Source organism: Halorubrum salsamenti (assembly GCF_007671685.1).
GTDB classification, from domain to species: Archaea; Halobacteriota; Halobacteria; order Halobacteriales; family Haloferacaceae; genus Halorubrum; species Halorubrum salsamenti.
This window is the reverse complement of sequence record NZ_VCNL01000004.1, coordinates 141,455-156,491: the sequence shown is the minus strand read 5'-3', so window position 1 is coordinate 156,491 and position 15,037 is coordinate 141,455. Positions and strand designations below refer to the sequence as shown.

Sequence of the window (15,037 nt, the reverse complement as noted above, 5' to 3'; positions counted from 1 at the left end):
CGGTTCAGGCGTTTCCGTCGGCGGAGTCGTCCTCGCCGGACGTCTCACCCTCGCCGGCGTCGGCGTCTCCGGAATCGGCGGCCCCGGAGCCATCGCTGTCGCCGCTGTCGGCGTCGCTGTCGTCAGCTTTCGCCACTCCACCGTCACCGGCGTCGGTGCGTCGCGCGTAGACCGCGACGGCGACGGCGGTGACGAACCAGATCGGGGCACCGACCCGGATAGCGAAGGCCGCGCGGGCCCCCCACGAGTCGAGAGTGACGAACGCGGAGAGGACCGCGACGACCGGCGCGCCCACGAGGATGGTGACGACGAACGTCGTCTGCATCACCCAGCCGTAGTCGACGCCCTCGTAGTCGGCCCGCTCGACAGGTTGCACGCCGGACCGTCCGTGACGGACGCGCAAATCGGTGACGGTCCGCGCACGCGGAGGGAGTGGTCCGGGAGGGACCCGATTTTCCTGATTCCGGCGACTTTAACGGGGTGCCCGGGTGTGTTCGAGGTATGACCACGACGCGGGGACTCCGGGAGGGCGACGAGCCGATCACGATGCTGACCGCCTACGACGCCCCGACGGCGGCGGTCGTCGACGAGGCCGGGATCGACGTCATCCTCGTCGGCGACAGCATGGGCAACGCCGCCCTCGGCTACGACTCGACGCTCCCCGTGACGATGGCAGAGGTCAAAAGCCGGACCGCGGCGGTCGCCCGCGCGACGGAGGACGCGCTCGTCGTCGCCGACATGCCCTTCCTCTCCTTCGGCGTCGACGAGGCGGAGTCGGTGCGCAACGCCGGCCGGCTCCTGAAGGAGGCGAACGCCGACGCGGTGAAGATCGAGAGCGGTCCCCACACCGTCGAGATGACGCGGCGGATGACCGACATCGGGATTCCGGTGATGGCGCACCTCGGCTTGACGCCCCAGCACGTCAACCGGCTCGGCGGCTACACGCGACAGGGGACCGATCGGGACGCCGCCGAGGAGATCATCGACCTCGCCGGAGAGCACGTCGAGGCCGGCGCGTTCGCGCTCGTGTTGGAACACGTTCCCGCGAACCTCGCGGGCGCGGTGACCGAGGCGCTGGAGATCCCGACGATCGGTATCGGTGCAGGCCCGGACTGCGACGGGCAGGTGCTCGTGATCAACGACGCGGTGGGGCTCGGCGAGTGGTCGCCGCCGTTCTCCCGGCGGTTCGGCGACGTGCGCGGCGAGATGCTCGACGCGGTCGAGGCGTACAAGGAGGCGGTGACGGACGGCGAGTTCCCGGCCGAGGAGCACTCGCACGTCGAGTCGGAGCTTGAGGATTTGTACTGAGTCGGATGTTTATTTATAAACGGTCGTCGCTATCGCTCGCAGGCTTATAAATAACGTATCCGCAGTCGACAAACTGCAACACCCACACCAGTCGTCAGTTACTGAGCCGGATCCCGCGCCGAAACCGCCACACCCGGCGTGGGGTATATACGCGCCAACGGCCTAGTGAACCCGTGACAACCCGGACCATCCGCGCCCGCGACCGGCCGGTGTTCGGCGTCGACGTGCACAGCGGCGACGTTCGCGGCGACGACCCTTCCTACGCCCTCGTCATCTTGGACCCCGTCGACGAGGACGACCCGGACGCGCCCGACGCGGACGGCCCGATGGCGCGGGTCACCCGCGACGTGGTGTCGTTCCGGAAGCTCTGCCGGCTGATCGACGACCGCGAGCCGCTGTACGTCGCCACCGACAACGCCTACGAGCTGGCGGCGGACAAAAACGAACTCGTGGGGTTCCTCCGGTCGCTCCCCGACGGCACGCGGCTGGTGCAGGTGACCGGCGCGGAGCGCCCGGAGCCCCTCTCGCGGGTCGCCTCTCGCCACGGGATCCCCTACGGGAAGGAGCCGATGAAAGAGGCGGAGGCGTCGGCTCGGCTCGCGGCCGCCAACGTCGGTCACGAGGTGACCGCCTTCACCGACGAGACGACGGTGAAGGTGTCCCGCGGGCGCTCGACCGGGAAGGGCGGGTGGAGCCAGGACCGCTACACCCGGCGGATCCACGGAAACGTTCGGAAGCGGACGCGACAGGTCCAGTCGAAGCTGAAGGAGGCGAACCTGTCGTTCGAGCGCGACGTGACCGAGAAGTACGGCGGCTACGCGAACGCGACGTTCACGGTCGAAGCGCGCCCGGAGGACATCCCCGTGTCGAGCTCGCGAGCCGGCGACGTGCGCGTCGAGGTCGAGCGCGAGCGCCGCGACGGGATCGAGTACGAGCCGCTCGTGCAGCGGCGCGATCGGGTGATCGTCGGGATCGATCCCGGCACTACCACCGCGGCCGCCGTGGTCGGGCTCGACGGCACCGTCCACGCGCTGTACTCCTCGCGGACGGCGGACACCGCCGACGTGACCGAGTGGATCATCGAGCAGGGGCGCCCGATCATCGTCGCCGCCGACGTGGAGCCGATGCCCGAGACCGTCGAGAAGTTCCGGCGCTCGTTCGACGCCGCCGGGTGGCGACCGACCACGGACCTCCCCGTCGACGAGAAGCTCCACCGGACCCGGGAGACGAACTACCAGAACGACCACGAACGCGACGCGCTGGCGGCGGCGCTGTACGCCTACGACGACCACGAGGACCAGTTCGAACGCATCGCGGCGAAGACCCCGCCACGGCTCGACCGCGAGGCGGTGATCGCGGGCGTCGTCGCCGGCGACGCCTCCGTGGAGTCCGTCATCGCGGATCTGAGCGAGGACGGCGGGAGCGGCGATGGCGGGGGAGGCGACGACGAGGCCGACGAGGCCGACCCCACCGAGCCCGAGCGCACCGAGGAGGAGGAGACGATCCGGCGGCTCCGCGAGCGCGTCGACCGGCTGGAGTCGCACGCGGAGTCGCTGGAAGAGGACCTCGCCGAGCGCGACGAGCGGATCGAAGAGCTGGAGGGCGAGCTGGAGGAGGCGAAACGCGAGGAGCGCATCGAGGCGCGCTCCCGGCGCGCCGTGTCGCGGCTCGAACGCGAGACGGACCGGCTGGAGCGCGAGCGCGACGAGGCGCGAGAGCGGGTCGCGGAGCTCGAGGGGAAAGTGGAGACGCTGAAGGAGCTGTGGCGGCTCGACCACTCGAACTTCGACGACGTGGCCGACGATCGGGGGCTCGTCAGCGTGAAGATCGTGGAGCAGTTCACGCTCGACGCGATCGAGGCCGCCGACGAGGCGTACGGGCTGGTCGCGGGCGACGTGGTCTACCTCCGGGACGCCTCCGGTGCCGGCCGGCGGACCGCGGAGCGGCTGGCCGAGACCGACCCCCGCGCCGTGATCCGCGACGGGAACCTCTCGGACGTGGCCGATCAGGTCCTCTTCGACCACGACGTGCCGGTGCTCCCGGCCGACGCGGTCCCGGTCCGCGAGGTCGACGAGCTGGCGGTCGCGAGCGAGGAGGCCGTGGCGGCCGCCCTCGACGACTGGGAGCGCCGGGCCGAACGGCGGCGGAAGACCGAGAAACAGGAGCACCTCGACCGGATCATCTCGGAGCATCGGGCGGGGCGGACCCTGCCCGAAACTGAGGAGTAAGTCCGGAGGCCTCCGCGGCGGCTCCCCGCCGAGACGCTCTTCTCCTTCCCGTCCCCGCCACCCGTCCGCACGCATCCAGAAGTCATATGACCGACAACCGCACAGTCGGGAGTATGGACGCTTACGAGCGGATCACCCGGAACGCGGCCGAGGTGGTCACCGAGGAGGAGATCGAGGCGCTGGCCGACGACCCCGACGGGAAGCGGGCGTACGTCGGCTACGAGCCCTCGGGCGTCCTCCACATCGGGCACATGCTCACCGCGAACAAGCTGATCGACCTCCAAGAGGCAGGGTTCGAGGTGACGGTCCTTCTGGCCGACGTGCACGCCTACCTCAACGACAAGGGGTCGTTCGAGGAGATCCGCCACACCGCCGAACGGATGCGCGACCAGTTCATCGCCTACGGGCTCGACGAGTCGAACACGCAGTTCGTGCTCGGCTCCGACTTCCAGCTCGACGACGACTACACGCTCGACCTCCACTCGCTGGAGCTCGAGACGACGCTCGCGCGGGCCGAGCGCGCGATGGCCGAGATCACCTCCGGCGACTCCGTGAAGGTGTCGCAGGCGGTGTACCCCCTGATGCAGGCGCTCGACATCCCGTACCTCGGCGTCGATCTGGCGGTCGGCGGGATGGAACAGCGCAAGGTCCACATGCTCGCGCGCGACGTGCTCCCGAGCATCGACCGCGAGCCGCCGACGAGCCTGCACACCCCGCTCATCGCCGACCTGGGCACCGGCCGCGGGAAGATGTCCTCCAGCGAGGGAGTCACCATCTCGATGGAGGACTCTCGCGACGACATCGAGTCGAAGGTGAACGACGCGTACTGCCCGCCGACGGCCGACCCCGAGCCGACCGACGACGGCGAGTCGCGGGAGAACCCCGTCCTACAGGTGTTCGAGTACCACGTGTTCCCGCGGTTCGAGACGGTGGTCGTCGAGCGCCCCGAGGAGTACGGCGGCGACTTGGAGTACGAGACCTACGACGCGCTGGAGGCCGATCTGGAGTCGGGCGAACTCCACCCCGCCGACGCGAAGGGCGCGCTCGCGGAGTACCTCGACCGGCTGATCGCGCCTGGGCGCGAGCAGCTCGCGGAGTAGGCGGAGGCGGTTTCGGTCCCGGTCGCGCGGCGGTCCCGGTCGCGCGCAGTCGCGCCGCGATTTCAGTTTTCCCCGCCGGGAGCGACGTGTCCCTCATGCTCACAGCTCCCGTCCAGACAGCCGTGGCCGGCGGCCGTCTCGAAGACCGGGAGCCCGCAGTCGCACTCGTCGACGACGACGCCGGAGGGGATCGAGAAGGTGGTCTCACAGTCCGGACGGTTCTCGCAGGCGAGATACACGCGACCGGGCGCGGACTGGACGGTGAGGTCGCCCTCGCAGTCCGGACAGTCCCAGACCCGGTCGAACCGGTCGCTGACGGCGGCCTCCATCGGGTCGCACGCGGGGTCGAGACAGAGGTGGAACGGCTCGCCGCGCTCGATCCGGATCTTCGGGCGCCCGCAGTCGTCGCAGACCCCGTCGGTGACGCTCGCGCCGGCCGGGAGCCCCCATCGCTCCTCGCAGTCGAGACAGACCACGTCGCCGCGCGAGCGCACGAGCACCCCGCCGTCCTCCGGACAGGTGCCGACCGGGAGGCCGGCCTCGGTGACCGGCAGCGCGCGGCTCGCGGTCGCCTCCTCGGCGACGACCCGGAGCCGGCGAGTGCCGTCGCGGGCGGTGATCGAGAATCCGTCGCCGTCGCCCTCGACGACGACCGAGTCGGGCCGGGTGAGCCACGCGACCGGTTGGTAGCCGTCGGCGTCGTGGACGAGGGTGGTGTCGTCGGGCTTGATGAGGACGACGACGCGCCCGCGGTGGGTGCGGGAACGGTCGCCGCGTTCGGTCACTCGGCAGTCGCCTGCGAACACGCGGAGTCGTTCGGGCATACGACGGGTGGCCGCGGTATGGGTGAAAAGCGGCGGGAGCGGGGGTTTATTACGGATGTGGAACGGGTGTCGTGAGCGATCGAGATCGGGTGTCTCTGGTTGCTAGCGTGGTGAACGACTCCGGAGTTCCGATCGATCGCTTATAAATGAGAGATTCCGGATTGACGGTGAAGGCAACCAAATCCACAGTCGCTCGTTTATAAACGATTACTGGCACTAGATCGACGGTGAACACCTCCAAAGCCCCAGCCGCGAGGACTTGATGGCCTCGCTGCGGTCCTCGTCACTCACTCCGTTCACTCCTGCGGTCCTTGCGCCGCCCGTCTTCGTCCTCGCGGCTGCCCCTTTGAGTCCCACCCCGCACAGCACAGCACCTCACGCCTCCCCAGCCTCGTCGGTCGCCCTCCGCGTTGCTCCGGGCGACCGACTCCCTCACGCGGCGCTCCTCGTGGCCTACCGGCCACTCGGAGGCGCGCGCCACCGCACAGCTATTTATAAGCGATCGTCGCTGTCGCTCATCGCTGTTTAAATACCCCGTCGTCAGCGGCGACTCACAAGGTCGGATTCCGACAGCAACACTCCCTACTCCACCCGAACCGTCCGCGTCGCTCTGACGGGCATCAGCGGCAGGTCGGGGAAGACGACCTCGACGACGAACTCCAGCTCGTCGGCGTCCGGGGTTCCGAACACGCCGACCGGGACCGTCGTCGCCCCGTCGAGGTACGTCGTCGTCGCGGTCATCTCCACGTCGTTGACGGTCACCCGGATCCCCGCGCGGGCGCTCCCGGAGACGGCGGCCACGGCGACCTCGCACATCTCGTTTTCGCCGACGGCGATGGCGTCGGGGAAGTCGCCCCAGTCCACGTCGATCCGGGGACAGTCCCGGGCGGCGTCGACGATCCGCTCGGCGACGGAGCCGCTCATGCCGGCGTTCTCGAGTTCCTTGGCGCCGGCGTCGACGACGTCCGCGGGGGAGGTGAGCCCGGCGTCCGCGAGCCGCTCGGCGCGGCCGGAGCCGACCCCGTCGATCGCGGTGAGCGCGACCGCCTCGCGGGAGACCCCGTGCTCGACGCGCGCCTCCACGCGGCACGCGAGGTTGGCGGCGCGGGGGCCGGCGAACCGGTCGAGGAACTCCGAGAGCGCGGCGAGCAGACGGAGGGCGTTCTGCCGGATCACCCACGCGTCCGAGCGCAGGTCCGAGGGGATCGAGTCCGCCATCCCGGCGAGCAGGATCGCGAACACCTTGCGGTGCCCGTCCTCCAACTCGGTGTCGCGGCCGTCGAGGATCCGGTCGATCGCGTCCGATTCGGCCGACCGCGCGGAGACCGAGTCGAACTCGCCGGCCGACGCGACGGTCTCTAACACCGAATCGACCGTCAGCGTCTCCCGGTCGGCGAGCCGCCGGAAACGACGGGCCGTGTCGAGCCGCAGGTAGTACTTCGAGGCGAGTCGTCCGAGTCCCGTCGGCTCGATGGCGAGCTGGTCGTCGGCCGCGACGAAGCCGTCGTCGACGAGCGATTCGAGGGTGTCGCGGACGCGGTCGCGGAGGGTGGCGAACTCGTACGCCTCGGGCTTCGACTCGGCGCGGACGTAGTAGAAGGTGGTCTCCAGCCACTCCATCACGTCTTCGAGCCCGCGGATGGTCCCCATCGCGATCTCGGCGTTGAGGTGCGACTCCAGTTCCGCGGCGAGCCGGGATTCGATCTCTTTGCCCTCCTTCAGCAGTTCGCGGTACTTGTCGGCGTCCGCGCGGTCGCAGACCACCCAGCCGTATCCCACGTCGTCGTAGCCAGGGCGGCCGGCGCGCCCGAGCATCTGGAGCACGTCGAGCGGCGAGATGTCGGTCTCGCCCTCCAGCGGGTCGTGGTACTTCGTGTCGCGGATGACGACGCAGCGCGCCGGGAGGTTCACCCCCCACGCCAGCGTCGACGTGGAGAAGAGGAGCTTGATCTTCCCCTGCTTGAACCACTCCTCGACGCGGTCGCGGTCCTCCTTCCCGAGCCCCGCGTGGTGGAAGCCGACGCCGTCGGTGACCGACTGGCGGAGCGTGTCGTTGGTCAGCTCTTTCGCCTCGTTGTGGAAGTCGTAGTCGCCCCGCGAGTCGATCGGGATGTCGCGGTCGGTGATCTCGTCGCGCGCCTTCTTCGCGGCCTGCACCGTGTCCTGTCGCGAGGAGACGAACACGAGCGCCTGCCCGTCCTCGCGCACGTGCGGCTCGGCCAGGTCGAGCGCGCGGTAGAGTCGCCGGTACTTGTCCGCGAAGGCGTTCGAGCCGTGCGAGTACGTCTTGACTCCGGTCTCCAGATCGACCGGACGGTACTCGTCGCCGAACTCGTAGGTCGTCTCCGCGGGCGCGTCGAGCCACTCGGCGACGTCCGCGACGTTCGGCATCGTCGCCGAGAGCGCGACGACGCGGGGGTCCTGCAGGCGGCGGAGCCGCGAGACGGTGACTTCGAGCACCGCGCCGCGCTTCTCGCTGTCGAGCAGGTGGACCTCGTCGATGACGACGCAGTCCACGTCGGTGATGAACGAATAGCGCCCGGAGTCGTGCTTTCGGGTGGCGCTGTCGGCCTTCTCGGGCGTCGTCACGAGCACGTCCGCGCGCTCGGCGCGACGGGGGTTCAGGTCGCGCTCGCCGGAGACGACGTACACCGAGTAGCCGAGCTCCTCGAACCGCTCCCACTCGCTCTCCTTCTCGTTGGTGAGCGCTCGGAGCGGCGCGATGAACAGCGCGGTCCCGCCCTCCGAGAGCGTCTTGCAGATCGCGAGCTCGGCGAGGGCGGTCTTGCCCGAGGCCGTCGGCGCCGACGCGACCACGTTGTGGTCGGTCTCCAAGATTCCTGGGAGCGCCTCGCGTTGCATCCGATTGAACTCCTCGAACCCGAAGGCGTCGGCGAACTCCGGCACCGCGTCCGCGACCTTCACGCCGCACCACGCCCGTGGGCGACTCGACGGCGACCGAGAGTCGTTCGCATCACGTCGAACGGGGGGCTTCGAGAGCAAAGGCGTTTCTCATGTGGCCGGCGCGACCGCAGTCGATGCCGGCGGACCCGAACTGCACCGCGAACCCCGAGCGTTTAGGTGACCACGGGTCGACCGCCCGGTATGTTACCGTCGTCGCCGGTCGTCATCGGTGCCGCCGTGATCGTCCTGCTCGTCCTGTTGGTCGTCGCGCGTCGCCTGCGCGCTCCCTCGTCGGACGCGCGCGAGTCGAAGCGCGCCCACGAGGCCGCCCAAGAGCGCGAGCCGCCGGTCGAGATCGGCGAGACGTACGAGTTCGGTGTCACCGAACTCACCGACCACCACTCGGGCGAAGAGGTCGCCGTCGGTAAGGTGGAGGGATTCGTCGTCTTCACCGAGGACATCCCCGGCGACGTGGCGAAAGGCGACGTGATCCGCGCGAAGGTGCTCTCCTTCAACGACGGACGTACCTCCGCGGACGCGACGTACGTGGGGAAGACGTAGGCCGGTCGCTCGTCTCGTGCCGGTCGCCTCTGACAGGACTCGCCGAGAGAAACCGGTTCGGTGACGGCGACCGACGCCGTCGACGCCTCAGTCGCTGGCCTGAACGTATCCGTCTATCGCCGACGCGATCCGCCACACGGGTTCGAGGAACAACATGAAGATCCCGATCCCGACGAACACGAGGACGAAGGAGACCAGCAGGTAGATCGCCCAGCCCGCGATCCAGTAGAGGCCGCGGCCTTTCAGTCCGCCGATAATGTGTCCCAGCCCGGGGATAAGCAGAGAGACGAGTGCTACGACGATCGGGTTACCGGTGTCATTTTCTCCTGACATGTGATCGGTACGTTATTTTAAGGTATTATAAAGATACATGTTTCAAAAGTTATAAATTTTACAACGCTCCAGTCGTTGATTAGTATCGATATCCGTCTGATTTCGAGTACCCCCAAAAACTAATCAGGTCCGAGCTAATTCGAACGCAGCGGACCGAGCGGAATCACGTCCGCCCCGAGCATGAGGTTCATACGTGATGGCGACGAAGTGATTTCGTAATGGCTCAGGCCGGGAATCAGGACCTCACGGAGCGGTTCATTCAGTTCTACCGCAACTACTACCGCGAGGAGATCGGCACCCTCGCGCAGCGATACCCCAACGAACAGCGCTCGCTGTACGTCGAGTACGACGACCTCTACCAGTTCGACCGCGACCTCGCCGAGGACTTCCGCACGAAGCCGGAGCAGATGCGCGAGTACGCCGAGGAGGCGCTTCGGCTCTACGACCTCCCCGCAGACGTCAGCCTCGGGCGGGCGCACGTTCGGATCGAGAACCTCCCCGAAAGCATCGATATCCGTGGCATCCGCGTCCACGACGACCACATCGGCAAGCTCGTCTCGATCAAGGGCATCGTCCGCAAGGCGACGGACGTTCGCCCGAAGGTGACCGAGGCCGCCTTCGAGTGCCAGCGCTGCGGCACGATGACGTACATCCCGCAGAGCGACGGCGGCTTCCAAGAGCCCCACGAGTGTCAGGGGTGTGAGCGACAGGGCCCCTTCCGCGTCAACTTCGATCAGTCGGAGTTCATCGACTCCCAGAAGCTCCGTATCCAGGAGTCGCCCGAGGGACTTCGCGGCGGGGAAACGCCCCAGAACATCGACGTCGACATCGTCGACGACATCACCGGCGAGGTGAGCCCCGGCGACCACGTCACCTGCGTCGGCGTCCTCCACATCGAGCAGGTCGAACAGGGCAACGAGAAGTCCGCCATCTTCGATCTGTACATGGACGGCGTCTCCATCGCCATCGAGGACGAGGAGTTCGAGGACATGGACATCACGGAGGCGGACAAACGCGAGATCATCGAGCTCTCCAACCGCGACGACATTTACGACGCGATGGTCAACTCCATCGCGCCCGCCATCTACGGCTACGAGGAGGAGAAGCTCGCGATGATCCTCCAGCTGTTCTCCGGGGTCACCAAACACCTCCCCGACGGCTCGCGGATCCGCGGGGACCTGCATATGCTCCTGATCGGTGACCCTGGTACCGGAAAATCACAGATGATCAGTTATGTAGAAAATATTGCTCCAAGATCAGTTTATACTTCGGGTAAGGGATCATCCGCTGCAGGCCTTACGGCCGCAGCTGTGAGAGACGACTTCGGCGACGGCCAGCAGTGGTCGCTCGAAGCCGGCGCGCTCGTCCTCGCAGACAAGGGGATCGCCGCGGTCGACGAGCTGGACAAGATGGACTGCGTCACGGGCGACACCCTCGTCACGCTCGCCGACGGCCGCGTGGAACGGATCGACGAACTGGCGAGGGAGGCCGCCGAAGACGGCGAGATCGAGGAGCTCTCGAACGGTCGCCGCATCCGCGACGTCGACCTCGACGTCTGGTCGATGGGCGAGGAGGGAGAGCTGGTCGAGCGTCCCGTGTTCTCGGTCCACGAGTACGACGCGCCCTCGGAGCTGACCCGCGTGACGACGGAGACCGGCGAGTCGCTGACGGCGACGGCGGACCACCCGTTCTTCGTCCTCGACGGCGGCGAGCGCGTCGAGCGCGAGGCGACCGCGATCGACGCGGGCGACTGGGTGTACGTTCCCCGCGAGATTCCGACGAAGGCGGCCGACGGCGGAACGATGGCCGCGAACGGCGGCGATCGGCCGGCTGCCGAGCCCGTCGACGACGGCGTCGACCCCGCGACCGCGAGCGTCCTCGGGTACCTCTCCGGCGACGGGAACGTCTACTACGACCGCGACGAGGGCGTGTACGGCGTCCGGTTCACCAACGCGGACGACGAGCTCTTGGACGACTTCGAGCGAGCGGCGCGGGCGGCGTTCGGCTCGGAACCAACGCGTCCTCCGAGCGAAAAGCGTGAGGGCGGCGTCGAGACGGTCCGGGTTACCGGGAAAGAGCACGCCGACGCCGTCCTCGACGCCGGGATGAACTTGGGTCGGTACGACGAGAAATGCTTCCCGACCGCCGTGTCGGCCGGAAGCCGCGCGGCGAAATCGGCGTTCGTCCGCGCGCTGGCCGACAGCGAAGGACACGTCGACGAGTCGGCCGGGAACGTTCGGATCGCTTCCGCGAGCCGGGACCTGCTGGAGGGCACGCAAACCCTCCTCTTACAGTTCGGCGTGTCGAGCCAGCTCCAGCATCGCGAGCGAGACGAGAGTCGAGACGTGTACTACCTCACGGTGACCGACGCCGACTCGCTCACGGCGTTCCGCCGCGCTATCGGGTTCACCGCCTCTCGAAAGGCAGAAGCGCTCGACCGCGTTGTCGACGCCGCCGACGGCGACCGCACAATTCTGGACGTGATTCCAGAGATCGACGGCGTGCTGGCGGAGCGTCGCGAGTCGCTCCGGCTTCACCAGAGCGAATGCGGACTCAACGCGGTCACGTATCACGACTTCGAGAGTGGAACGGCGAACGTGTCGCTCCACCGCGCCCGCCGGGTGCTCGCCGCGTTCGAGGACAGATTGGAGGCGGCGACCGCGGACCGATCGATGCTCGGCGACGATCCGTCGTGGGAGACTCTCTCCGAGATGCGCGGCCGGTACCACGTGTCACAGTCCGAACTCGCGGAGGGAACGGCGCTGTCACAGCAACAGATCTCCCGCGGGTGGGGCGAGAGCGACGAGGTTCGCCAGATGGTGACCGACCGACTCCGAGAGACGCTCGTTGCGGTCGAGGAGACCGATCTCGGTAGCCTACGGGAGTTCGTCCGCGGAGACGTGAAGTGGCGCCGGGTGGAGTCGGTCGAAGCTGTCCCCCCGGAATCGGCCGAACACCGCAGCGAGGTGCTCCGGCAGCGGCTCGCTGACGTTCTCGGCGGCCCCGTCGAGAACGTTGAACAGCGCGCACGGAGCCTGATCGAACGCGGTCCGGTCGGAGACACGAGGGCGGAGTTGGCGTCGGCGCTGGAGGCATACGGCGTCAGTCAAGGGGATGTCGCGTCGTCGCTCAACGTGGATCAGGCGACCGTCTCGCGGTGGCTGTCCGGTGCCGTTGAGCCGGACCGACTTGAGGACCTACGAGACGCGATCGCGAGCGAAGTGGACGCCGTCAAGGCGGAGCTCCGGTCGATCTTGGCCAGGATCGAGGACGGACGGACCCCGAAGGTGTACGACCTGACAGTCGAGGAGACGCACAACTTCGTCGCGAACGGCGTGGTCGTTCACAACTCCTCCGACCGCTCCGCGATGCACGAGGGGCTCGAACAGCAGAAGATCTCCGTCTCGAAGGCGGGGATCAACGCGACGCTGAAGGCGCGGTGTTCCCTCTTGGGCGCCGCGAACCCCAAGTACGGGCGGTTCGATCAGTACGAGCCGATCGGCGAGCAGATCGACCTCGAACCCGCGCTCATCTCCCGGTTCGATCTCATCTTCACCGTGACGGACAGCCCGGATCCGGAACACGACTCCAGGCTGGCGAAGCACATCATCAAGACGAACTACGCCGGCGAGCTCAACACCCAGCGCGAGGAGTTGGCGAGCTCGGAGTTCACGCCGGAGCAGGTCGCGGAGGTGACCGAAGAGGTCGCGCCGGAGATCGACGCCGAACTGCTCCGAAAGTACATCGCCCACGCGAAGCGTTCCTGTTACCCGACGATGACGGAGGAGGCGAAGGAGCTGATCGAGGAGTTCTACGTCGACCTGCGCTCGAAGGGCGCCGACGAGGACGCCCCGGTACCCGTCACCGCCCGGAAGCTGGAGGCGATGGTGCGTCTCGCGGAGGCGAGCGCGCGGCTCCGGCTCTCGGACACCGTCGAGCGCGAGGACGCCGACCGCGCGACCGACATCGTCGAGTCCTGTCTCAAGGACATCGGCGTCGATCCCGAGACGGGGCAGTTCGACGCCGACGTGGTCGAGACGGGCACCTCCAAGAGCCAGCGCGACCGAATCAAGAACATCAAGGGACTGATCGCGGACGTCGAGGAGGAGTACCAGGAGGGTGCGCCCGTCGAGGAGGTGCTCGACCGCGCCGGCGAGATCGGGATGGACCCGGGGAAGGCCGAACAGGAGATCGAGAAGCTCCGGACGAAGGGCGAAGTGTACGAGCCCAAGCAGGGTCACCTCCGTACCACGTAGATGGACCGGATCTCCGCGATACGGAACGTCGAGGACGCGCTTCGAGCGTTCGAGAACGGCGACGCCGACCTCGCCGACACCGAGCAGCGCGTGGCGGCGGTCCTCCGGACGTACGCCACCGAGTTCGACGGCGACGACGACGTGTTCCGCGCGGTCGGCGAGGAACCGCTCGACGGGACGATCGTGGTCGCGCCCTCGGCGCCCGCGGCACGGGAGCGGGTGCTCACGCTCTCTGGGCTCGATCGTTTAACGGATATGACAAATACGAAAGCCGACTCTGTCCCCGAATTCGACGTGGAACGAGTATGATCGTCGTATCGGTTCGGAACCGATAAGTTCCGGAGCCGATCAGCCGCATTCGTGCTGCTGGTCGTGACGTATTCGACGGCGGCCCGCACCGGACTCCGGAACCTCTGTCGGCGCCACGAAGAGGTCGTCGCGCGGCGGTTCGGGCGGGCAGCGTTGCTCGACGGAACGGTGTACGCCGCGTTCCTCGCACTCCGGCTGCGCGAGTCGTACCGCGGAGACGTACAGATCGAGCGGACGGAGCCGTTCAACGAGTTCGTCGCGCTCGACGGACCGGTCCGCGAGGCGGCGAGCGCGTACGCGAACCGCGACGCGAAATCGACGCCGTACGCCGCGTTCGCCGCCGGAACTGACCACCCGGCCCCGGACTCGATGCGGGGCGACGAACTGTGAGCGAGACCGGTGGGCGGGGCGATCGAGAACGACCCGACGAAGTGCCCGAAAACGACGAGATAGCTACCGCTCTCGAACTGCCGATTCCCGAGCCGACCGCCGTGATCGGTCGCGTTCCGACGGAATCGAGCCTTCGGCGCGAACTCGCGGCGGCGGCCCGAACGCTCGGGTTGGCGTCGTCGATCGCGGAGGAACTGATCGAGATCCGCGATCGCGTCGCGGCGATCGAGGTCGAGCCGGTCGATCTCGACGCGGCTCGGCGCCGGGTCGCGACAGCGAGCGGCGAGGAGGACCGGCTGAAGGAGCGCGTCGCGGCCCTCCGCGGGGGCGTGCGAGCGCGCCGAGAGATCGAGGCGGAGACCGACGAGGCCCTCGGCGACCTGGAGTCGGCGGCCGCGGAGCTGTCGGCCGCACAGAGCGAGCGGATCGCGGCCGAACAGGCGCTTCAACGCGCCCGAGAACGGGCCGCCGACGCCCGCGACGCCCGCGAGCGACGCCTCGAACTTCGGGACCGCTTACGGAATCGACGCCGAGACGCCCGGCGGGAGCTCGCGCGGGAAGTGTATCCGGCGTTCCGCGACGCGCTGTCGGTCGTTCCGGGCGCGGACCCCGATAACGCCGGCGTAGAGCCCGCGGCGTACGACGGCCCACCTCTCGCGGCGTCGCTGGCGGCGGTCCGGATCTCGGACTTGGGCGGTCCGATCGCGCTCGGCGCGGAAGCGGTCAAGTGGATCGCCGACCGCGGCGAAGCGGCACCGGAGTCGGTGATCGACGCGCCGGCGGTCCGACCGTTCGGGCGGCCGAGATCCTGATTGTACTCGATC

The 15,037-nt window shown here is 68.2% G+C and carries 12 protein-coding genes; 8 read left to right on the top strand and 4 right to left on the bottom strand.

Features of this window, described 5'->3' with window-relative positions; all coding sequences use genetic code 11:
* Nucleotides 1-4: 4 nt before the first annotated feature.
* Nucleotides 5-376 (bottom strand): DUF5822 domain-containing protein, encoded by a 372-nt coding sequence (locus tag FGL94_RS12095; RefSeq protein WP_144925469.1) that lies wholly within the window; start codon nucleotides 374-376, stop codon nucleotides 5-7.
* Nucleotides 377-501: 125 nt separating this feature from the next.
* On the opposite strand from FGL94_RS12095, the gene panB reads away from it, so the two are divergent.
* The 3 genes from panB (at nucleotide 502) to FGL94_RS12080 (ending at nucleotide 4,636) form a co-directional block, all read left to right on the top strand.
* A complete protein-coding gene (gene panB / locus FGL94_RS12090; protein WP_144925466.1) occupies nucleotides 502-1,308 on the top strand; it encodes a 3-methyl-2-oxobutanoate hydroxymethyltransferase in 807 nt (268 codons plus the stop codon).
* Nucleotides 1,309-1,481: 173 nt separating this feature from the next.
* Nucleotides 1,482-3,536, top strand: coding sequence for a DUF460 domain-containing protein (locus FGL94_RS12085; RefSeq protein ID WP_144925463.1), 2,055 nt, complete (start codon nucleotides 1,482-1,484; stop codon nucleotides 3,534-3,536).
* Nucleotides 3,537-3,649: 113 nt separating this feature from the next.
* A complete protein-coding gene (locus FGL94_RS12080; protein WP_144925460.1) occupies nucleotides 3,650-4,636 on the top strand; it encodes a tyrosine--tRNA ligase in 987 nt (328 codons plus the stop codon).
* Between the two features lie 62 nt (nucleotides 4,637-4,698).
* Here FGL94_RS12080 and FGL94_RS12075 read toward each other — a convergent pair whose 3' ends face one another.
* Both FGL94_RS12075 and FGL94_RS12065 read right to left on the bottom strand, forming a co-directional pair.
* Nucleotides 4,699-5,460: an endonuclease NucS domain-containing protein gene (locus FGL94_RS12075; protein ID WP_186313403.1), complete on the bottom strand. Its 762-nt coding sequence runs from the start codon at nucleotides 5,458-5,460 to the stop codon at nucleotides 4,699-4,701.
* Between the two features lie 582 nt (nucleotides 5,461-6,042).
* A complete protein-coding gene (locus tag FGL94_RS12065; RefSeq protein WP_144925454.1) occupies nucleotides 6,043-8,385 on the bottom strand; it encodes a DEAD/DEAH box helicase in 2,343 nt (780 codons plus the stop codon).
* Nucleotides 8,386-8,565: 180 nt separating this feature from the next.
* Between FGL94_RS12065 and FGL94_RS12060 the strand changes: the two genes are divergently transcribed.
* On the top strand, nucleotides 8,566-8,925 hold the full coding sequence (locus tag FGL94_RS12060) for a hypothetical protein (RefSeq protein WP_144925451.1): 360 nt from the start codon (nucleotides 8,566-8,568) through the stop codon (nucleotides 8,923-8,925).
* Nucleotides 8,926-9,012: 87 nt separating this feature from the next.
* On the opposite strand, the gene FGL94_RS12055 is transcribed toward FGL94_RS12060, so the two are convergent.
* Complete coding sequence (locus tag FGL94_RS12055; protein ID WP_144925448.1) at nucleotides 9,013-9,258, bottom strand: hypothetical protein; 246 nt, start codon at nucleotides 9,256-9,258, stop codon at nucleotides 9,013-9,015.
* Nucleotides 9,259-9,476: 218 nt separating this feature from the next.
* Here FGL94_RS12055 and FGL94_RS12050 point away from each other — a divergent pair, with 218 nt between their 5' ends.
* From FGL94_RS12050 to FGL94_RS12035, 4 genes are read left to right on the top strand one after another with little or no spacing between them, the layout of a single operon-like run.
* Entirely contained in the window at nucleotides 9,477-13,514 is a 4,038-nt protein-coding gene (locus tag FGL94_RS12050) for an LAGLIDADG family homing endonuclease (protein WP_144925445.1), read from the top strand.
* Nucleotides 13,515-13,823, top strand: coding sequence for a DUF7854 family protein (locus tag FGL94_RS12045; protein WP_144925441.1), 309 nt, complete (start codon nucleotides 13,515-13,517; stop codon nucleotides 13,821-13,823). It abuts the gene before it with no gap.
* 51 nt (nucleotides 13,824-13,874) lie between these two features.
* Entirely contained in the window at nucleotides 13,875-14,213 is a 339-nt protein-coding gene (locus FGL94_RS12040; protein WP_144925438.1) for a DUF7855 family protein, read from the top strand.
* On the top strand, nucleotides 14,210-15,025 hold the full coding sequence (locus tag FGL94_RS12035) for a DUF7856 family protein (protein ID WP_144925436.1): 816 nt from the start codon (nucleotides 14,210-14,212) through the stop codon (nucleotides 15,023-15,025). Before FGL94_RS12040 ends, FGL94_RS12035 begins: the two co-directional genes overlap by 4 nt.
* Nucleotides 15,026-15,037: the final 12 nt, after the last annotated feature.